Below are 20,514 nucleotides of genomic sequence, written 5' to 3'. Positions count from 1 at the left end.
AGCATGGGGATTTTACAGTGTCAATACATTGCGAAAAATTACTCAAATGCTAAAAAAGCATCACAGCCTTAAGGGCCATGATGCTTTTTCATTAAGCTGCAGCTGCAGCGTTTTTGGAGCGTTTCGCTTGTTTGCGGATGATAAGGGTGAACGGAATCGCGATAACCGCGATATAAGTCGCAATCGTAAAGACGTCATTGACGCTAAGCGTAAAGGCGAACAGCGGAATAATCTTGGCGTTCTCCGTGCCGGCTTGCGTCAGATCCGCCACATGCGTAATCGTATGGGAAGCCAGCAGCGAGGTGAACAAGGCGATTGCAAAGGAGCCGCCCACGTTGCGTACCCAGTTGGTGACCGAGGAGGCATGCCCCACCATTTGCGGCGGAATTTCCTCCATGCCGGCCGTGCTTGTTGCCGCAGCGGCAAACGATACCCCAAGGTTACGGACCGCCATCCAGAAAATGACGTAGAAATGCGAGCTGTCCGTATGGAGATGAGTCATCTCGTAGCTGCCGAAAATAATAAGCGCAAGCCCGCCGATCGTCATCCATTTGGCGCCAACGCGCGGATACAGCTTGCCGGCGATCGGCATAGCCAGCGCCATGACAAGAGACGATGGAAGCAGAATAAGCCCCGTGTCCATCGGCGTGATTTGCTGCACGTTTTGCAGGAATAACGGAACAAGCAAGGTGCCCGAATACAGGCTGATCGTAATGATCGTGTTGGCTACCAGCGTAATCGAGAAGCGATAGTTGCCGAACACTCTCAGATTAAGCAATGGGTTCCGCGTTCTAAGCTCATGCCAGATAAAGAGGACCAGCATGACCACTCCAAAACCAAACAGGCCTAGCACTTTCGCGGAATCCCAGCCCCATTGCCGCCCTTCGCTCAGGGCAAGCAGCAGCGCTACGCTGCTAAGCACAACGGTAGTCAGGCCAAGCTTATCCAGAACCTTAGCCGTTCCGACTCTCACGTCCGGAATCATCGAGATAATAAACCAGATCGCGATAATGCCGATAGGCACGTTCATAAAGAAAATCCAGCGCCAGTCGAACTGCTGAATCAGCCAGCCGCTAAGCGTAGGGCCAAACGCCGGAGCGAGCATGCCGGACAAGCCCCAGATACTCACGGCAAACGGCTGTCTATCCTTCGGTATGATCTGAAAAATAATGGTCATGGTCGCGGGCATAACAAGGCCCGTAAAGATGCCCTGGATAATGCGGAAAGCAATCAGCGAACCGGCATTCCAGGAAAAGCCGCATAACAAGGAGAAAATAACAAAGCCGATCATGGCATACAAATAAACGTTCTTGTAGCCGAATTTATCTCCCAAATAACCCGACAACGGCGCTATCGTCCCCAAGGAGAGCATAAAGCCCGTTAAAGTCCACTGCACCGTGCTCAGGTCCGAGTGGAAATCCTGCATAAAGATCGTAAGCGCGACATTAATGGTGCTGATCCCGAGAATGCTCAGGAAGGCGCCAAAAAATATGGCAATCATAATCGGCCAGAACCGAATATTCTGGCTGGATGATGTACTCATAGGTTTTCTCTTCTCCTATCTCTTTTGGCCGAATGGCCTACTGTAGAAATGATCATACTGCAAAATGTAGTCAAAGTAAACTCATTTACACAAAATTAGTTTAGTTCGGTTAATTGGTTCATTTCTTTATCCGACAAAATCGTGTATACTCTTACATAGGAAGAGAGGTTGAATACTTTATGGATACAACGGGTGAACCGCAAAGCTGCCGATATACCGACGAAACGACGAAAAACAAATATGTCGCCAAGCTGTTGCATCCCATAAAGTCAAACGGCTTTCAGGGACTTCGCATGGACGACATCGCCAAAGCGATGGATCTGTCCAAAGCGACATTATATAAATACTTTCCTTCCCGGGACGAGATCATTGAGCGGCTGACAGCCCTTTATATCAAATATGTGGTTTGCGATGAGGCCCAGCTAATGGAAGGCAGCCGCGAGGCTTATATCAAAGGCTTTCGGTCGACCTTCTCGCAGACGCTGATTATTGCGAACTACGGCACGGAGCCCTTTTTCCGGGATTTGCGCGAAATCTATCCGGAATTACTGGCTTCGATCGAAGTTGCGATCAGTGACCGCAATGGCAGGCTTCGTGCGTTCTATGAGCGGGGAATGGCCGAAGGGTATATGAACGATTTGAATGCGATGCTCATCATATTGCAAGACGAGCTTATGTTCCAGAAGCTGCTCGACCCGCATTATTTGATGAGACACAACCTTACGCTGCGGGGCGCCATCTGGGATTACTACCAGATCAAGAAGCAGCAGCTGTTCAAGCCTGACGCGCTTGCCCAAATTAACGATGAAGCGATGTCCGAGAAGGTGGACTCCCTCGTTCGCAAAATTACGTTTGGTGTTTCTTAAGCAAAGGGCAGCCTCTTCCAGCCCAAAATAACGCGAAGCAAAAGAATAAAAGCAGCTGACGGGTTTCATCACCCCGACAGCTGCTTTTATCTTTTACCCTTATTTACGACTTCTTTCTCGCACCCGTATACAAAAGATACGAGTACAGGTAAGGGACAACGACGCTTAACACCATACTGACGATAAGAACAACAACCAATCCCGCAGCCGAAAGAAGGCATGCTCCCAATAGCATCAATAACCCCGCGACAAACCATAGCCGTCCGCCCAGCCGGTGCGTGCTGCGCCAGTTGTTCTCATCCGTGATGGTCCACGGCGTCCGGATCCCCATAAAGAAATTGCTGCGAAGCTGACCCATCCGGTTGCCAATGATCATCCACATGATTCCAAGGCCGCCAAACACGATATTGATAAAAGGCAGATCGTAATCGAGATTTTGCAAAATCATCAGCACAAACACCCCGTGGATAAACAGGCTGATCGTCCACCTCATCAGCGTGTAATATCCGCTGAACCGGGCATAGTTCTGACGGCGCGGATCGACATTTCGGACTACCGATAGAAAGACGGGCAGCGCGATGCCGATACCCGCGTACAGGAGCCACATGCCCGATTTGGCCATTGTGCCGTCCTGCTCGCCTCTTATGTTGTAATGGCTCCCTACGACATCCGGAAGCTGATGGTTAAATACAAGAAACACGATTCCGAAAATAACGGCATTAACGATAAGCAAAATCCAGTCTTGCTTGCCCCAGCGCGTGGTCTGATTCGTTGTTTCGTTCATCTTACGTTCAGTCCCCTTTCGTTCCTAGTATGCCGAGAAACCAGCCCATTGCTTCCTGCACAACGGTCATGTTCAGCGAGTACACCCGGTTTTGTCCCTGTCGTTCTTCGGCTACTAGCTTAGCTTGCTTCAGCAAATTCAAATGATGGGAAATGCTTGGCTTGGAAATATTAAAGTGGTCGGCGATTTGTCCGGCGGACAGGTCCTGTTCCTTCAGCATCTGAAGAATCTGCCGTCTTGTCGGATCGGACAACGCCTTGAAGGCATCATTCAAGATTTACTCACTCCTCCCGAAGAAACTATTCGATATTTAGATAATATTCTAAATATCGAATAAAAACAAGCGGCTAGCGCCTTTTTTAAGAAATTTACATGGGGTCTATCGAAAAAACAGCCTGCCGCTGCGGCAAGCTGTTTACTTCCCCTATTTAAATCGCCGTCGCCTGTTCTTTAATTACCTGCTCAATCCCCGACAGAATCAGTTTCAACCCGAACTCAAAAGCTCCATCCGTCCCCATCAGCTCGAACAGTCCGGTCTTGAACATCCTCCGGAACAGTCCAACATCCGCTTCGCTCATCGAGTCGAGAAGCCGGATCATCTCTCCGCTTGGCATCTCTCCCTGCTCCTTAAGAATAGCGGAGATATTGCGCTGATGCTCGTAATCGTCCAGAACGAAGTAGAAAACATAGTTCATAACCGTAAGAATAGCCTGTAATTTCTGCTCTTGGTCAAGCGGCGTCGATTCCACGCAGAGCAGCATGCGGTTGGTGAACCGGATGATGTCCGGCTCGTGAGGCAGCGTCATCATCATAAGCTGCGTGGAGCAAGGGTACCGGCGGAGCACATTCCTTACCGTTACCGCGAGCCCGGCAAGCTGCTCCTTCCAGTCCCCGTCGGAATGGAACTCCTCCAGAATCATTTTCGATACTTGGTTGGCCAGACGCTGATAAAGATTCTGCTTGCTCTTGAAGTACCAGTACAGAGAAGGAGCCTGAATGCCCAGCCTCTCGGCTAATCGTCTCATGCTGAATTTCTCGAGGCCCTCCTCCCCGAGAAGCTCCCACGAGGCTTCCAGTATCTTGTCCTCCGAAATCTGAGGCTGCTTCTGTTTCTTATTCATCGTATCCGTCCTTTTATCTAACAGTGTAAGTTTATTCTTTACAGGCGTATAAGTTCATGATATCATCTAACACTGTAAGGTTCAATCTAACACCGTTAGATAAACATCGCATAGAAAGAAGTGATCCAAATGGATGCGCAAAACCTCCATTACTTTGAAAAAGCACCGGTCGCAAAAGCCGTAGCCCACTTCGCCGTACCGATGATGCTGGGCACGTCGATGAGTGTCATTTATTCCATCTTGAATGCCTATTTCCTCGGTACGCTTAATAATACCGCCATGTTAACCGCCCTCGCGTTAACCTTGCCCTTATTCGCAATTATTATGGCGCTCGGCAACTTGATTGGCATGGGCAGCGGCACCTTCATCTCCCGTTTGCTGGGAGAGAAACGATATGATGATGTCAAGCATGTCTCTTCCTTCGCCTTTTACAGCAGTTTAGTTCTATGTCTTATCGTGATTGCGGTTGGGCTCCCGTTAATCGATCCCATTGTCCATGGCCTCGGGGCAACGCCCGAATCCTTCGGATTCACAAAGGACTATGTCACGATTATGCTTATCGGTTCGCCAATCATCGTATTATTCTTCACGCTGGAGAACATTGTACGATCGGAGGGCGCGGCTATTACGTCGATGACCGGCATGATTCTAAGCGTTGTCGTTAATATAATTCTCGATGCGCTGGTCGTCTTCGTCTTTCATTGGGACGTGATCGGCGTTGCGTCTGCTACAGTCGTTTCGAACTTGGTTGCGTGTGTGTTCTTTGCCTTCCATATGGGGAAACAGAGCCAATTCCTAACGATCTCCATGAAATGGTTCAAGGCTACCAAGGAGATTATGGGCAATGTATTCAAAATCGGGGTTCCCGTTTTTATTATGAGTATTTTTCTAGGCGCCATGTCACTTATCTTTAACCATTATCTGGTCGAATACGGGGATCAATCCGTAGCGGCTTACGGCATTTCATCCCGCTTATTGCAATTTCCCGAGTTTATACTGATGGGCTTATGCGAAGGCGTCGTGCCGCTCATTGCCTTTACCTTTACGGCGAATAAATCGCGCATGAAGGAAACCATCGGATTTACGATCAAAATGATCGTATCGTTAGCGGTCGTGTTCGGCATTATCGTCTATCTGATTTCCGACCACTTGATTGGTTTGTTTACGAACGATCCGCAATTGATCGAAATGGGCAGTTACATTTTGCACGTAACCTTCTTATCCTTGTTCATTACCGGAATGACCACGTTGTTTACGGGGATCTTCCAAGCAACAGCGCAAGGAACCGCCGCGTTTATTATGTCGGTTATTCAAGGCATTACTCTGATTCCGGTGCTTTATATCGCTAATCAAATGAACGGCTTCCACGGCGTGGTCTGGTCGCTCGTCATTGCGGATGCCGTCGCATTCCTTGTTGGAGCTGTCATGCTGTATGTTCTGCGGAATAAATTGCAGCCGGACTTGGAGAGCTTAGTCCAATAAACGATTTTAAAAAGCGTAAAGGCAGGATTAGGGTACTCCCCATCCTGCCTTCTTTGCGTTTTTGTACGATCAAGTTAAATCTTCTTCTTATACACTCTCATTGCAAACACATAAGCCACGAGCATGATTCCGACGCACCAGGCAAGGGCGATCCAGATGTCATGGTGTAAAGGCTCTCCTGCAAGCAAAGCACGGATGGATTCTACGATGGAGGTCACTGGCTGGTTTTCGGCAAACACGCGAACGACGGTTGGCATCGATTCGGTTGGCACAAATGCCGAACTGATAAAGGGCAGGAAGATGAGAGGATAGGAGAATGCGCTGGCCCCGTCGACCGTTTTGGCGGACAATCCGGCAATCGCGGCGACCCATGTCAAAGCAAGCGTAAACAAAGCGAGGATACCGGCTACGGCAAGCCATGGCAGCACTCCCGCGGATGAACGAAAGCCCATGATTAACGCGACGAGAATGATGACGGCCACCGAAATCGCGTTAGATACAAGCGATGTCAATACATGGCCCCACAGCAAGGCGGAACGCGATATCGGCATGGTATGAAACCGCTGGAAAATTCCCTTCTGGACATCGGTGAAGAGCCGGAATGCCGTGTAAGCTATGCCGCTGGCAATGGCCATAAGAAGAATGCCTGGAAGCAGGTAATTGACGTAGTTATCGGTACCGGTCTGAATGGCTCCGCCAAATACGTAGACGAACAGCAGCATCATGGCGATTGGCGTAATGGTCACCGTAATGATGGTATCCATGCTGCGGGTAATGTGACGCATGGAACGCCCAAGCATAACGCTAATGTCGATGAAAAAATGCTTCTTTGCCGTTTCCATTTACATAGCCTCCTTTTTACCGATAATCGAGAGGAAGATTTCCTCTAACGACGGTTGTTTCTCGATATACTCTACCTTAGTTGTAGGGAACATCTTTTTGAGCTCCTGCAGCGTACCGTTTGCGATAATCCGGCCTTCGTGAAGAATGGCAATCCGGTCGGCCAACTGCTCCGCTTCTTCTAAATATTGAGTAGTCAGCAGAACTGTCGTTCCGCCATCGGCGAGCTCCTTGACGACCTTCCATACCTCGATGCGGGCTTCCGGGTCCAGTCCCGTGGTTGGCTCATCCAGAAAAATAATCTTCGGTTTGCCCACAAGACTAAGCGCGATGTCGAGCCTGCGGCGCATCCCGCCGGAGTAAGTGGACGCTCTGCGGTCCGCAGCTTCCGTTAATCCGAAGCGCTTTAACATGTCTTCCGCGACCTGGCGCGGATTTTTGAGATATCTCAGCTTGGCGATCATGATCAGATTCTCGCGGCCGGTCAATATTTCATCGACGGCGGCAAATTGTCCGGTCAGGCTGATCGCCTGACGCACCTCATCCTGCTGCGACGAGACATCAAATCCGTTAATGGCTGCGGTTCCTCCGTCCGGCGCAAGCAGCGTGGTGAGAATTTTCACGACCGTTGTCTTCCCTGCCCCGTTCGATCCGAGGAGAGCGAAGATGCTGCCCTCTTCTACCTCGAAATCTACGCCCTTCAATACTTCGAGCTGCTTGTAGGCTTTCCGCAGACCTTTTACTTGAATAGACTTGGTTTGCATGGGGTAACCTCCTAAAAAAGTATGTGAAGCCATTCTTGCTTGGTCAATCGCCAATTAAACAACGGTTACTTTCGACAAATCGGCATCCATGCCTTTGAGATGCGCAAAGGTCAGTTTATCCATGGTTGCGCCGTCAAAATTAACGGTTTTGATCATGCGGTAATACTTCTTCGTCAACGTAAAGCCAGGCTGGAACGAAACGTTTTTAAGGGTAGCTCCTTTGAACGAAGCCTCGGTTAAAGCCGCTTTTTCAAATTTCACGCCGATAAACGTCTGTCCGTCAAAGCATAGCCTTGTCAGATCGGAGAACTTGAAGTCTACTCCGTCAAATAAACAGCCTTCGAATATCGTTTTTCTAAGATCCGTCAGCGTTAACGTGACGTCGGTCAGCTTCGCGCCCGTAAATGTGACTCCGTCCAGCCCCGATTTGCTGAAGTTGGTACGCACAAGGGTCGACTTGTTGAAGCTTGCATTGGTCAGGTCAAGCGCGGAGAAGCTGCAGTCCGTCAGGTTCGCACCGTCAAAATTCGCTTGTCGTACGTCGCTGCTCTTGAACGAGCTGCCGGTCAAGTCGGCACCCGAGAAGTCGGAGCCATGCAGCGCGCTGCCTTTGAATTGTCCTTTGTGTGCCTTCACGCCCGCAAAGTCGCTGTCCGCCAGGTTGCTTCCGTTAAAGTTGGTCACGACTTGACGCTCCAGCGAGCGGGAGAGGTTGGCGACCTCCAGAATCGTTTGCTCGATGTCGCCAATGCCCTCGATGGTTTGCTTAAACGCGGTTTCATCGTCCTTGCCTTCCGCTTTGAGCTCATTGTAGCGCTCTTGCAAATCGGAAAGCAGATCGGCCTTCAGTTCGGAAACGCTTTTCACCCCGTCGTATGGGGTAAACACGCTGTTTAGATAATCGTTCAATTTTGGATTTGTCATTTCGAATCTCTCCTCATAATAGGTTTTCTAACACGCGTTTCGCATACTCCCAATTGCTTTTGTTGCGGGAGTAGGTCTCCTTGCCCTTCTCGGTAATTCTGAAATATTTGCGACGTCCGCCCTGCGATTCATCGCCCCAGTACCACTCGATATCGCCGTCAGCTTCCAGCCTCCGGAAGCTCGAGTACATGGTGGCTTCCTTTAGTTCATACTCGCCGTCCGAACGGTCGGCAATCAGCTTCACAATCTCGTATCCGTAACGGTCGGCCTCGGACAAGAGCCGTAATATCATCGTATCCGTATGTCCTCTCAGCAGGTCGGATGTGATTTTGTTCTCGCTCATGCAATCACCTCCATATCTGCATAATAAGGTATATTACTATGACTGTCAAGGTACTTCTTTAAACATAATACTCTGTCACGAATAATTGGTGCATGCATCTTTTTATATCCTTTCTGTAAACGCTGTAATCCGATACAATGGACATGATGATCACTTCTACTCAAACCGTTAGAATCGGGAGGAACCTTCAAGATGAACGATCAATTCGAACAGCTTTTTAATTCGGCACAGGCAAAGCAGCTGCTGGAGCAGATGTACGGCAGCGAGGAAAGAGAGCAGCAGATCGGCAGATACCGGAGATGCATGGAGGAATACGGCACGCAATTTGGAAAAACCGAGTCGTTGAAATACTTCAGTGCGCCGGGACGCACAGAAATAGGCGGCAATCATACGGACCATAATCACGGAAAGGTGCTGGCGGCCAGTATTCAGCTAGATACGATTGCGGCTGCGGCAGCCGTGGACACCGGCGTCATTTCCGTCGTTTCCGAGGGTTATCCGGGCATCTCCGTCATCCGTCTGGATGATCTGGAACCGCAGGAAGGCGAAGGCGGGACGGCTGCTTTAATCCGCGGCATCGCACACGGTTTCCGGCAGCACGGGTACCAAGTCGGAGGCTTTAACGCCAGCGTCAGCAGTAACGTTCTTCCGGCGTCAGGACTAAGCTCCTCTGCCTCTTTCGAGGTTCTGATCTGCCAGATTCTAAGTACTCTTTATAATAACGGAGAGCTGGACGCGGTTATGATGTCGCGCATCGGCAAGCATGCAGAAAATCTGTATTGGAACAAGCCGTCTGGAATGCTTGACCAAATGGCCTGCTCGTACGGCGGTATGATTACCATCGACTTTAAGGAACCGGCACAGCCTCGGATCGAACGTATTCCGGGCACCTTCGAAGCAGCAGGCTACAGCCTGGTCATCGTCGCCACCGGCGGTAACCACGCTGACCTGACGAAGGACTATGCTTCGATTCCGAACGAGATGCGGGCGGTGGCGCAAGCCTTCGGCGCAGAGGTATGCCGCGATTTGACGGCAGAGATGATCTACGGTCGTCTCGCGGAGCTCCGCGAGACAGCCGGTGATCGGGCGGTACTGCGGGCGCTGCATTTCCTGGATGAGAACGAACGTGTCGGGCGGCAGGTAGAGGCCATTAAGTCAGGCGAATGGCAGAACGTGCTGAAGCATGTTACCGCCTCGGGCAATTCGTCTTGGAAATGGCTGCAGAACATTTATCAAGAATCGGTGTCCCGCGAACAAGGAATCGCAATTACGCTCGCCATTACCGAGCGCTTCATTGAGCAATTGGGCGACGGGGCCTGCCGGGTACACGGCGGCGGCTTCGCCGGCGTCATTCTGGCCGTTCTGCCGCATGCGGCGGTAGAGGAATACCGGGAACTTATCGGGCGTACGACGGGCACGGAGCTGTTCAAGATCCGCGTTCGCGAAATCGGAGCGGTCTGCTTGAATACGCTCCTGTAGCTTTCGAAAATTAAAACGCTACTGACATACCGATGTCAGTAGCGTTTTTTTATACTCGAATTCAGAAAGGATGATGATTATTATGAATTTTGCCTCCGTACGCATCATTACCGATGACGTGGATCGTCTAGTCGAGTTTTATGAAAAAGTGACGGGTGTTTCGGCTGAACGTCCCGCGCCCGTCTTTGCCGAAATCGTTGTGCCGCCTTTCGCTTTGGCGATCGGGCACTCCCAGACGGTGCAGCTGTTCGGCGCCGGTTCCGCAGTAGCCGCCGACAATCGCTCGGTCATTATCGAGCTTCGCGTCGACGACGTGGATGCCGAATACGAGCGCTTGAAGCCGTTTGTGGGCATATGGGTAAAGGAACCAACCACAATGCCGTGGGGCAATCGTGCCGCACTGTTCCGCGATCCCGACGGCAACCTTATTAATCTCTTCACGCCGGTTACCGAGGAAGCGATCAAACGGTTTAGCGGTAGAGGCTGACGGATAGTTACTCGTTAAGCATTACATTCACCTTATTCTGCACGAGCTTCGCGACTGCCTCAGCCGATTTCTGTCCGCTGAAGAAAAATTCCGATTCTTTGTAAATCATCTGCTCCAAGTCCAAGCTTAACGGGGCATGGTTCCAATGAACGGCGCTGGAAAGCGTACTCTTCAGCGGATCCAGCATAGCTTTGTTTACGCTAATCTCTTCTTGCCCTTCCGTTACGAGCTTGCCGGCCTCCGCCAGCTGTTGCGCCTGCAAATCATAGGCCTTCTGATTAATCGGGAAGCCTCGTATAACCGTCGAAGAGGTAGCCGACGCGGCTTCGTCGTCCATGAGGAATTGAAGCAAGTCCCAAGCAGCTTGTTGATGCGCGGAATTCGCATTGATGCCTACCGTTCCGAGAGTCGTGAAATAGCCGCCAGGGCCATTTTCGTGCGGATGGGGCTTCGTGTAGAGAGCTGGCACCCCCTCTATCGACGCGTTATATACATAATTTTCGAATGAATCAATGCGGGCATCGTAGAAGTAAGCGTGCAGATCGCCTTTGGAAAACGATTCCCTGCCTCCCCCATCCTTCTCGATATCGAAAAGGACGCCTTCATCACGCATCTGTTTGATCCGGTTCATGAAGCTGAGGAATAAAGTGTCATTGAAGACTTTCTTGCCCTTCTGTTGCTTGACCATTTGCGCGAAATTCTCGGTTGTCAGCTCGCTTAGCATGTAGGATTGCGAGCTGTAAAACACGGCATCCGCGTTCCCCTTCTGCTTCAATTGCTTGGCCGTTTCGATAAAATCCTCCCAGGACCAGTTGCTATCGTCGATTGCCGCGCCTGTGTTGCCAATAGCAGCCGCATCTCCCTGCAGGGCGTCAAGCGAGAAGTATAGCGGTATGCCGTACAGCCCGCCGTCAAGCTTAGCGTTGTCCAAAATATTCATGAAGTAATTCTCCTTCCGGAACGAGGGCGACGATTTGACGAGCTCGTCCAGATTGAGGAGAAGCTTCTTGCCGGTATACGACTCCTGCGGCAAGATGTCGAGCTCAAGGAGATCCGGACCCTTGCCGGCCAGAATTTCGGTGTTCATCGTGGTGATGTATTTCTCCTGCAGAGCCATTACTTCGTCTAAATCCTTGCCATAGGGAAGGGTCGTCTGGAGTTCAACTTCGACGTTCGGATGAAGCGATTCGTATTTCTTGACGGCTGTCTTCACCTGATCGCTAAGGAAATAAGTCGAGAACGTTAGCTTGACGGGGTCCGTATCCGCCTTGCCGCTTGTCGGCTGCTGCACCGATGATGGACTTGCGGGAGTGTTTATCGCAACTTTCGTACCTGCATTGCTGCTGCAAGCGGAAAGCAACAGCGGGACGCATACAACCATCCAAATCATCTTTTTCACGATTCTTCCTCATCTCTGTATGATAGTTCAGCTAATCATAAAGGATGGATGTGTCAAACGTACGGACGGGGTTTATCGTACTTGTTAACTTTCAGCCCGTTGTTTAATCACCGGAAGCCCAGGGTAAAGACATAATAGAAGTTACAAAAAAATTGAGGGCGGTGATCCGAATGTCCGTTCAACAGCACGATTACGAAGAACGCCATATCGAGAAAAGGCACGACCCGAGCCGTGTGGCCTCCACCTTTATCAAATATCTTGCTTATGTAATCATTACTTTCGGGGTGCTGTATTTCATAGCGAGATACCTCATACCGATGTTTTAAATCACGGCTGGATAAACACGAAAACCGCCCTGGATTAGGGCGGTTTTCGTTGTTTTCTTTCTTTATTTCAGCGCGTTAAGCATGCCGTAAACGACGCCTTGGTGGTAAAACAGATGCAAAGAGGTCGCGATAATGAGCTCGCCGATATTTTCGGCTTTCAGGAAGTTCTCTCCAACGGGCTCGTCAAGCCGGTTTTCGAAGGTCTCATGCATGGCTCTGCGGAGTTCCTTCAGCTGTGCGTACATTACCTCCCATTGAGGCGGCTGTTCGTCCCAATCCGCAGGCTTCGTGCCGTAAGCGAACAGAGCATCATAACTTCCCGGGAAGATCGGAGTTTCCTGCGCTAGACCAAATACGTGGAACTGCGTCACCGCAAGCACGTGTCCCAGATGCCAATGGATATGGTTTTTGAAGCCATTCGGAATGACATCCCGTTTCTCCGGGGGACATTGTCCGAATACCTCGATCAATTGCTCGAGATGCTTATCAAATACATGAAACACATATTCTTTTCTCATTGTAATCTCTCCTCCATTAAGGTTGTTTTATTTAAACAGGGAGGCATATTCCCCGTAGCCTTTTTGCTCCAGCTCGGATTTCGGAATGAACTGCAGCGACGCGGAATTCGTGCAGAATCGGAGTCCGGTTGGCGCGGGCCCGTCTTTGAACACATGGCCCAGGAAGGAATCCGCAGCGCGGCTTTTCACTTCAACCACGGAATATAATCCGCCGATTTCATGCAGCACGATATTATTGGGCTCCAGCGGCTTGGTAAAGCTCGGCCAGCCCGTTCCCGCATCGAACTGATCCTTGGAGCTGAACAACGGCTCGCCCGATACGATATCGACGTAGATGCCCTCGTCCGTGTTATTCCAGTACGGATTATCGAACGGAGGCTCATCTTGGCCGTTTTGCGTCACTGCGTATTGAAGCTCCGTCAGCGTCTTCAGCTTTTCTTCCTTGTTGAAATCCTTCGCATAGGTTGTCTTAGGGCTAATGTTCACCTCGCGGTCCTTGCCCCAAATCCGGTCCAGGGATGAATCGCGCGTCGAAAAAAGGGTGTTCATCTTGAAGATGTACGGATGGTTCGCGTAATAGTCCTGATGCTCGGGCTCGGCTTTGTAAAAGGTCGCTGCCGCTTCGATTCTCGTTACGATTGGTTTATCGAACCGGTTGGAAGCCTTCACTTCCTTTTCCGATGCCTCAGCCGCCAGCTTCTGCTGCTCATTCACGTAAAAGATAGCGGACTGATATTCGTTTCCCCGATTTTCGAATTGACCGGTGGCATCCGTTGGATCAACGTTGCGCCAGAATACGCGAAGCAGCTCGTCGTACGAGATAATAGCGGGGTTGTAATACACCTCAACCGATTCAAGATGTCCCGTTGTTCCCAAGCCGACCTCTTCATAAGTCGGATTGGCCGTATGTCCTCCCGTATAGCCGGAATCCACGCCCGTCACGCCCTCAAGCTTTTGGAACACCTCCTCCATGTCCCAGAAGCAGCCGCCGGAAAATATCGCAGTCTCGTAAGGGGTGTTTGTGTTCTCAACAATCGTTTTTTGAATTTCCTGAGCCTCCGCTTTGCTGAAAGACCCCTTAAAGAAATACACGGCGACAACAAGCACGGCAATCGGAATGGCATACCGTATCAGCTTCATTGCTAACGCACCTCCTCTTTAACTTGTAAACCAATTTTAGCAAGAGGCCGTTGCCCATAAATCTGTGGAAAGTCATGACCTTGCAAAAGAAAAGGCATCACTTTGGACCGCCGAAGCATGAATAATTTCATGCCCCGTGCCAAAAGTCATGCCTCAGGTTGTTTAGGAAAGATGGCGAACCGCAAAAATAGCGGCCTGTGTCCGATCGCGCAGCCCAAGCTTGGCGATCACGTTCGATACGTGATTTTTTACCGTACCCTCCGTCAGAAAAAGCGAACCCGCTATTTCTTTATTGTTTAGGCCCTGCCCCAATAAGGCCAGCACCTCTTTCTCGCGCTCCGTCAGCTGCTTCAATTCCGCGGGCTCTTGAGAACCAAGCGGATGCGACTTATCCGGGTTCAGGTCGGTGATTTTGACGAACTCTTTTATAAGCATGGACGTAATATCGTGTTGAAGCACGGTACCTCCGTTATAGACGGTTCGAATGGCTCCGACAATCGCCTCGGAAGGCATGTCCTTCAGCAGATAGCCATGAACGCCGTTCTCCAGCACCTTGATGATTAATTCCGAGTCGTCGAAGGTCGTCAGGATCAGCACCTTTGTCTCGGGAAAATGCTTGCGGATAAGCGCGGAGCCTTCGACGCCGTCCATACCCGGCATTCGGATATCCATCAGCACCACATCCGGCCGCAATTCCGGCACCTTGGCATAAGCATCTTGGCCGTCTACCGCCGTTCCGACCACCTCCATGCCCGGTTCGAGGCCGATAATCGTCGCCAGCCCTTCCCTCATAATCCGTTGATCGTCTACAACAAGGACTTTCATTTGTACTCACGCTCCGTTTCTGCCGAAGGATAAGGGAAGCGGGCTTCAACGGCGAAGCCTAACGACGGATCTGTTTGAAACCGCACCTGACCGTTCCACTCCTTCACGCGTTCCTGCAAATTGATCAACCCGAATCCCGGCTTTAATTCGCCGGGCACTTCTCCGTCGTTGCGGATGGCAAGGGAGAATCCCTCGCGGGAATAGGACAGCAGGATCTCAGCCTTGCCGGCATGCCCATGCCTCTGCGCGTTCGTTAGCGATTCCTGCACGACCCGGTAGGCCGTCAGTTGAAGATCGCTTGGCAAGGCCACAGGCATCCCGTTCGTTAGGAAGCTGGTCTGCACGTTTGCGAATTTCGTAAATTCTTCGGCAAGTCTTTCCAGACTCGTGTTCAAGGAGGTTGATGGAATAGGTTCATCCCGAATGGCTCTGACGGAAAGGCGGACCTCCTGCAAGGAAGACCGGACTAATCCTTCGCAGTCTAAGTAGGCTTGCTCGCTGCGTGCGGGATCAACCGCGCCTAACTTGCGTGCCGCCTGCATTTGGACAAGCGCTGCCGTCAATTTATGGCCAACCGTATCATGAATTTCCCGCGCAATTCTTACTCTCTCCCGCGATGCCGCCCATTCTTCGGCCTTGCTTGCGTACTCCTGCAATTGCTCGTGGGATTGCTGCAGCTGCGCGTAAAGCTCCAACGCTTCCCTGCGGGCACGCTGGTAGAAGTGGATGAGCGCATTCACAATGCACGCAAACACGATAAAGGAACAAGTGATAAAATAGCTGTCCGCATCCAGCCGTTTATATAAATACCAGTCAATGCTGCCCATCGTGGCCACGTAGAGCAACAGCAGCACAAAGCCCGCGGCAATTAGAACGCGGGTGCTTCTGATAAACATCAGGATCGCTAACGCGGTTATTCCGATAAACAAATGGTTCGGGAAATTTCCCGCAATAAAGATGTATCCGTAAGAAGCCGACACGAGAAAATCCAGAATAAGCAGGTAGATCAGCCAATTGGGATTTTTGTTCGTATTGGCGTAATACAGATAAACCAGCAGAAACACCGCCAGCGAAAAAACGATAAAGCTTAGCCTCCAGAAAAGCGCGATGGAATGCTCAAAGTAAAAAATGCCCGATATGGCCAGATCGAATACCAGCTTCACGCCAAAAAACCATTTCCAGAAGCGTGGCGTCTGCCCAAAAAGCTCCACGTCTTGAACCATCTCTTGTGCTCCTCCTTTTCCACCGCGTAACCGCATCAGCATGTATTCTCAAATCATAGAACAGCAGGGGTGGCTTTATCAAATTTTTTGCTTCAGCTTAAGTCAATAACAAGGCAAAAAGACTGTCCCGACGGGACAGTCTCCTGGTCGAACCTTAATAGCCGTATACGTCAAAGCTCCAAAGCGAATACCCCCACTGCGTGCCGCGTTCCGTTCCCAGCATGCGCACATAACGGCCATTGCCGTTCACATTCTGGTCAAGGTCGGCGCCTGTACCCATCGTTGTGCTGTACAGATCCGTCCAGCTGTTGCCATCCGACGAAATTTGCAGCTTGAACGACTTGGCATAAGCGGTCTCCCATTTCAGCTTGATGTTGGTTACCGTGCGGCTTGCGCCAAGATCAACCGTAATCCACTGCGGATCGGCGCCAGTCACCGAGCCCCAGCGCGTACCCGGATCATTGTCCACTGCCGAAGCCGGCACAAACGGATCCTGATAGGAGGAAGCGGTAGCCGTCTTGCCTACGGACAGCAGCGTGGAATTCGAGGTTGTTGCGGCATGGCCGTATACCTCAACCTCAAACAGCGAATAGCCGTAGATCGTACCGCGCTCCGTCATATTGATCCGGACGTAACGTCCGGTTCCGGTTACGTTGAAATCGTCAACGCCGCCGTCGCCGGTTGTTGTGGCGTAAATATCGGACCAGCTGTTTCCGTCGGCCGATACTTGAATCTTATACGATTTGCCGTACGCCGTTTCCCAGTTCAGCTTCACGCGGCTGAGCTGCTGCGAGGAGCCAAGGTCAATCGTAAAGGTTTGAGGATCGGCACCCGCAATGGATGCCCACCGGGTCTGCGCGTTGCCATCCAAGGCATTCGATCCGGCAAAAGGCGTTTCGGTCGAAGATACCGTTACCGTTTTGTTCAACGCTACGTTGGTATCCGTACCATTGTTGCCGCCATTGCCGTTATCTCCGCCGCTTCCGACCGGAGGCCAGTTATCGCCGGAATTCGTGTTCACCATCGGATTCACCGAGACAAGGGATTTTGCGGCTACAACCGCTGTGCCTGTTGTGCCGGCAGCATTTTTAAACGTTACCGTCACCGGGCTTGCCGTCGGGTTCCAGATTTGAGCGGTGTACGCATTGCCTTTCTTGTACACCGTAGCGCTTGTCCAGCCCGTTGCCCAGACCTCCTTCGTACGCGTGCCAAGCGTCTGCATGTTATGAACGAACCAATACGTGTTAAAGATTTCGTTCTTCTGCATGTTCGTTGCGCTCCATTTGTTAATGACCGCCTGCGGATCGCTTAACGCTTGGATTGGCCATACGATATGATACCAGTCCGTCTCCGGACCGCCGTTATCGGCAACAAAGCCGCTGTACAGACCTGCCGCTTTGCCCGGCACAAGGCTGTAGCTTGTCAAATATTCAGCAGTCGGCAGCCAATGGATCCCGTATACGTATACCGGATCTCCGTTAAAGAAAGTACCGAAGAAATTCGATGCTCCGTATACTTGTCCGACCGTTTTGTGCGTATATTGCGGAATCCAGTTGTCCCCGTCATAGTTGAACCAGTATTGCATCACCGCGTTCAGCTCCGTCGTAAACCCATAAATGGCAGCGTTGCGGAATGCGGTATCGCCATCGGCAAGTGCCCACATGTATTGGCCAACCCATCCGAAGAGCGATTCGCCTGCTGCTTCCTGGTTGTTGCCGTTATCGTTATCCGCGTAACCGCCTGCCCATGAATGGCCTTCATAAGGATCAAAGCTGCGGAAGAACGGGAACATGGAATCCGTACGCGAAGGGTTCGCGTAGTCGCGGACGAGATGGTCGATCATCGGGCCGTACTGCGTTTTGAAATCATTGTCGAAGGTCGCAAGCACGGCGGATGCAAATACATAATAGCCATACGTAAAATGATGGTCCGTAATGCCGTTATTCGCGCCAAACTCGCTGGACTTGTAGTACGTTGTCCCCCAATCGGAGTTGTAGTACAGGAAGTAATCCGGTTCGCCGTTTGTATACGTATACCAGTCCGTCAGGATCGTCTTGATCCGCGACAGGAATTTATCCCGGTAAGCGGTCTCGCCAAGCTCGTTTGCCGCAAGAACGCCCATCGCCAGCGGATGGAGCTTCTTGCCTTGCCAATAAGCGTCGGCAGCCATCAGATTGCTTGTCGTTTCTTCGTCCAGAGCCTTCAAGTAAGATACCATCAACGATTTGTCGTATGCCGAATCCGTAGGCTCCGTAAACTGAGGCACGATGCCGTAGAAGCGGTCCACCGTCGTAAAGGTATTGCCTTCGCGCACCTTCAACGTACCGCGGACCGACGGATAGGTCAGTGCGGTAAGCGGTGTCGAAGACACCTTCCATTGATGCGGGAGAAGCGTTGTCAGCGCCTGATTCGAGAACCCGGTGCGCTTCAGGGCCGTTGTCAGCGTGTAATCCGTTGTCACCTGCGAAGTGGACTCATTGTAGCTGTAATTCACTTTCGTATCCGTTACGAAGGCATAAGCATGCTGGTAATAGTAATTCAAGTTAGAAGCGGCCGGCATAGCGCCAACCGACAGGTAGTTTCCTCCGCTGCCAAGCTGGATTTTGACCTTCGCCCCAACCTTCTTGAATACCGTTCCCGCCGGTGCAAAAAGGCCATAGTAACGCGTATACGATGCGCCGCTGCCGTCCGTGTTCACCAGCTTCACGCCGATATGGTCGGCGGTCAGCGTTGCGCCTTCGGTCGTCAGGACCGCGTTGCCGTTGTCGTCAAACAGCTGCGTAATCAGCGAAGAATAGATCTCGACCGAATTCGGATCGGCAAAGGTGTTGTACACGTAAGGCGAGCCTTTGACGAAGGTCGATTTCATCTTGTCCGTGGCATCGTCGCTTACAACCGCGTCTACGGACCAGTCGCCGTAACCCGTCACGCGGGTCTGGAGCTTGGACGTGTTAATGCTGTTTGACATGACGTACAGGTCGGGATTGCCGTCGGCATTGACCGCTCTACCGTCCGAGGACAGCCAGCCCGCTCCGGGATTCAGAATGCCAAGCCCTTGCTGGAAGTACTTCGACTTCAGCGGCAGCGTTACGAGATAATCGCCGTAAGGCTTGATCAGAATCGACTGCCACCAGTCATTCGACGGGATCGGAGTCGAGATGTTCGACGACTTGTTAGCCGGATATTTCGGCTGCGGCATATGGATATCGTTAGTCAGGTAGCTGCCGGAGCCCGATTGCACGGCGGCTGGCGTTGGCAGTGCCGGAAGCGAATACGTCGGCTGCGGCTGGCCGGCTATATAATCGTACACCTCAAACTCGAGAAGCGAGTAGCCGAAGCTAGTCGCGCGGCCGATCCCGTTCATCCGAACGTAACGCCCGTTTGTATATAGCGGGATCTCCTGTTTGCCTCCCGCAAAGTGAAGCTCGCGATAGACGGTTGTCCATTGCGTGCCGTTATTCGATACTTGAACGTCGTACGCCCGCCCGGCTGCAGCTTCCCAGTTCAGGACCACCCGGCCGATCTGATGGGCGGAGCCCAGATCGACATAGATCCATTCATTGTCGGTGGCGTTGGACGACCAGCGCGTTGCCGGGTTGCCGTCAACCGCATTGGAAGCAGCCGTCGAGCCCGGAGGCAAATAGGCGGAATTTTCAGTCGACGATACCGTCACCGGTTTGTTCAGCGCTACGTTCGGACCGTAATCAACCGGTGGAGCCGTAGAGCCGCCTGTCCCGTATACCTCAAATTCCAGGATGGAGTAGCCATAAGCCGCGAGGGCGCGCTGCGTGCCTAATACTCTCACATAACGGCCGGTTCCCGCTAACGTCAGGTCATCGGTACCGCCGTCTCCCGTTGTTGTCGAGTAAACATCGTTCCAAGTCGATTCATCGCTGGATACCTGGATTTTGTAGGCTTTCGCATAAGCGCCTTCCCACTGGATTTTCACGCGGTCTATCGAAGCGTTAGCGCCAAGATCGACATAAAGCCATTGGGGATCCACGCCCCATTGGCTTCCCCAGCGAGTGCCGGCCGAACCGTCCACCGCAAGATTCGCCGCGTTTCCTCCTTCGACGGAAGAAGCGTACGCCGTTTTATTCTGGGATAATAAATAAGAGCCTGCCGCATGTACCTCACGGATAAATAAGGACGATACCAGCGAGACCAGCATGACCGCGCATAGCGTCAAGACTAGCAGCTTTCTTGTCGCCCTTTCCCGATACATCGTGTTCATTCGTCTATTTCCTCCCTAATTCGCAATAGTTGTTCATGGCTGTACGTGAGCTCAAGCCAATCGCGTGATTTCCCCCTTCAGACCTCCTTCCTCAACCAACGATTACTGGCAACGCTTTCATCGCCATGCATCGATTAGTATACTGCCGCAAGCAGCAGGAAGAACATGCCAATATTTAGCGATTCATGCCAAGATATCTTGGGCTTGTCCAGTCAT

Annotated in this window: 19 protein-coding genes; 5 read left to right on the top strand and 14 right to left on the bottom strand. The window is 51.5% G+C overall.

The genetic code is table 11. The features are described from left to right. Positions 1–91: 91 nt before the first annotated feature. Positions 92–1,543 (bottom strand): MDR family MFS transporter, encoded by a 1,452-nt coding sequence (locus FHT67_RS20110; RefSeq protein WP_167201010.1) that lies wholly within the window; start codon positions 1,541–1,543, stop codon positions 92–94. A gap of 179 nt (positions 1,544–1,722) precedes the next feature. On the opposite strand from FHT67_RS20110, the gene FHT67_RS20105 reads away from it, so the two are divergent. Next, a complete protein-coding gene (locus FHT67_RS20105) occupies positions 1,723–2,409 on the top strand; it encodes a TetR/AcrR family transcriptional regulator (protein WP_132311823.1) in 687 nt (228 codons plus the stop codon). A gap of 103 nt (positions 2,410–2,512) precedes the next feature. Here FHT67_RS20105 and FHT67_RS20100 read toward each other — a convergent pair whose 3' ends face one another. The 3 genes from FHT67_RS20100 to FHT67_RS20090 all read right to left on the bottom strand — a co-directional run bounded on the left by FHT67_RS20100 (position 2,513) and on the right by FHT67_RS20090 (position 4,314). Further along, positions 2,513–3,193, bottom strand: coding sequence for an SdpI family protein (locus FHT67_RS20100; protein ID WP_167201008.1), 681 nt, complete (start codon positions 3,191–3,193; stop codon positions 2,513–2,515). Between the two features lie 7 nt (positions 3,194–3,200). Continuing rightward, positions 3,201–3,467 (bottom strand): autorepressor SdpR family transcription factor, encoded by a 267-nt coding sequence (locus FHT67_RS20095; protein WP_132311819.1) that lies wholly within the window; start codon positions 3,465–3,467, stop codon positions 3,201–3,203. Between the two features lie 154 nt (positions 3,468–3,621). Further along, positions 3,622–4,314 (bottom strand): TetR/AcrR family transcriptional regulator, encoded by a 693-nt coding sequence (locus FHT67_RS20090; RefSeq protein ID WP_167201006.1) that lies wholly within the window; start codon positions 4,312–4,314, stop codon positions 3,622–3,624. A gap of 129 nt (positions 4,315–4,443) precedes the next feature. Between FHT67_RS20090 and FHT67_RS20085 the strand changes: the two genes are divergently transcribed. Further along, a complete protein-coding gene (locus tag FHT67_RS20085) occupies positions 4,444–5,796 on the top strand; it encodes an MATE family efflux transporter (RefSeq protein WP_167201004.1) in 1,353 nt (450 codons plus the stop codon). 74 nt (positions 5,797–5,870) lie between these two features. Here the strand turns inward: FHT67_RS20085 and FHT67_RS20080 are convergent, their stop codons facing one another. The 4 genes from FHT67_RS20080 to FHT67_RS20065 are packed head-to-tail and all read right to left on the bottom strand — an operon-like array spanning position 5,871 to position 8,667. Continuing rightward, entirely contained in the window at positions 5,871–6,638 is a 768-nt protein-coding gene (locus FHT67_RS20080) for an ABC transporter permease (RefSeq protein WP_132311813.1), read from the bottom strand. Next, positions 6,639–7,400 (bottom strand): ABC transporter ATP-binding protein, encoded by a 762-nt coding sequence (locus FHT67_RS20075; protein ID WP_208403398.1) that lies wholly within the window; start codon positions 7,398–7,400, stop codon positions 6,639–6,641. Positions 7,401–7,454: 54 nt separating this feature from the next. Next, positions 7,455–8,324, bottom strand: coding sequence for a pentapeptide repeat-containing protein (locus FHT67_RS20070; protein WP_167201000.1), 870 nt, complete (start codon positions 8,322–8,324; stop codon positions 7,455–7,457). 13 nt (positions 8,325–8,337) lie between these two features. Next, complete coding sequence (locus FHT67_RS20065; RefSeq protein ID WP_132311807.1) at positions 8,338–8,667, bottom strand: PadR family transcriptional regulator; 330 nt, start codon at positions 8,665–8,667, stop codon at positions 8,338–8,340. A 192-nt stretch (positions 8,668–8,859) separates the two neighbouring features. Between FHT67_RS20065 and FHT67_RS20060 the strand changes: the two genes are divergently transcribed. Together FHT67_RS20060 and FHT67_RS20055 are read left to right on the top strand one after the other, a co-directional pair. Further along, positions 8,860–10,146: a galactokinase gene (locus FHT67_RS20060; protein WP_167200998.1), complete on the top strand. Its 1,287-nt coding sequence runs from the start codon at positions 8,860–8,862 to the stop codon at positions 10,144–10,146. Between the two features lie 82 nt (positions 10,147–10,228). Next, positions 10,229–10,633, top strand: a complete 405-nt coding sequence (locus FHT67_RS20055; protein ID WP_167200996.1) for a VOC family protein — start codon at positions 10,229–10,231, stop codon at positions 10,631–10,633. Between the two features lie 7 nt (positions 10,634–10,640). Here FHT67_RS20055 and FHT67_RS20050 read toward each other — a convergent pair whose 3' ends face one another. Further along, complete coding sequence (locus FHT67_RS20050) at positions 10,641–12,023, bottom strand: ABC transporter substrate-binding protein (RefSeq protein WP_243867374.1); 1,383 nt, start codon at positions 12,021–12,023, stop codon at positions 10,641–10,643. 179 nt (positions 12,024–12,202) lie between these two features. Between FHT67_RS20050 and FHT67_RS20045 the strand changes: the two genes are divergently transcribed. Beyond that, the gene (locus FHT67_RS20045) at positions 12,203–12,358 is read left to right on the top strand and encodes a hypothetical protein (RefSeq protein ID WP_015847029.1); all 156 of its coding nucleotides are present in this window, start codon (positions 12,203–12,205) and stop codon (positions 12,356–12,358) included. A gap of 62 nt (positions 12,359–12,420) precedes the next feature. On the opposite strand, the gene FHT67_RS20040 is transcribed toward FHT67_RS20045, so the two are convergent. The 5 genes from FHT67_RS20040 to FHT67_RS20020 form a co-directional block, all read right to left on the bottom strand. Further along, positions 12,421–12,876 (bottom strand): DinB family protein, encoded by a 456-nt coding sequence (locus FHT67_RS20040; RefSeq protein ID WP_132311799.1) that lies wholly within the window; start codon positions 12,874–12,876, stop codon positions 12,421–12,423. A 27-nt stretch (positions 12,877–12,903) separates the two neighbouring features. Further along, positions 12,904–14,016 (bottom strand): peptide-methionine (S)-S-oxide reductase MsrA, encoded by a 1,113-nt coding sequence (msrA, locus tag FHT67_RS20035; RefSeq protein ID WP_167200992.1) that lies wholly within the window; start codon positions 14,014–14,016, stop codon positions 12,904–12,906. Positions 14,017–14,178: 162 nt separating this feature from the next. Beyond that, positions 14,179–14,841 carry a response regulator gene (locus tag FHT67_RS20030; RefSeq protein WP_167200990.1) on the bottom strand — a complete coding sequence of 221 codons (663 nt, stop codon included), beginning with the start codon at positions 14,839–14,841 and terminating at the stop codon, positions 14,179–14,181. Next, positions 14,838–16,064: a sensor histidine kinase gene (locus tag FHT67_RS20025; protein WP_167200988.1), complete on the bottom strand. Its 1,227-nt coding sequence runs from the start codon at positions 16,062–16,064 to the stop codon at positions 14,838–14,840. Before FHT67_RS20025 ends, FHT67_RS20030 begins: the two co-directional genes overlap by 4 nt. Positions 16,065–16,218: 154 nt before the next feature. Further along, positions 16,219–20,298, bottom strand: a complete 4,080-nt coding sequence (locus tag FHT67_RS20020; RefSeq protein WP_167200986.1) for a galactose-binding domain-containing protein — start codon at positions 20,296–20,298, stop codon at positions 16,219–16,221. Between the last annotated feature and the right edge of the window lie 216 nt (positions 20,299–20,514).

The organism is Paenibacillus sp. BK720 (genome assembly GCF_011761545.1).
Classification (GTDB): domain Bacteria; phylum Bacillota; class Bacilli; order Paenibacillales; family Paenibacillaceae; genus Pristimantibacillus.
This window is presented reverse-complemented; position numbering and strand designations above follow the sequence as displayed.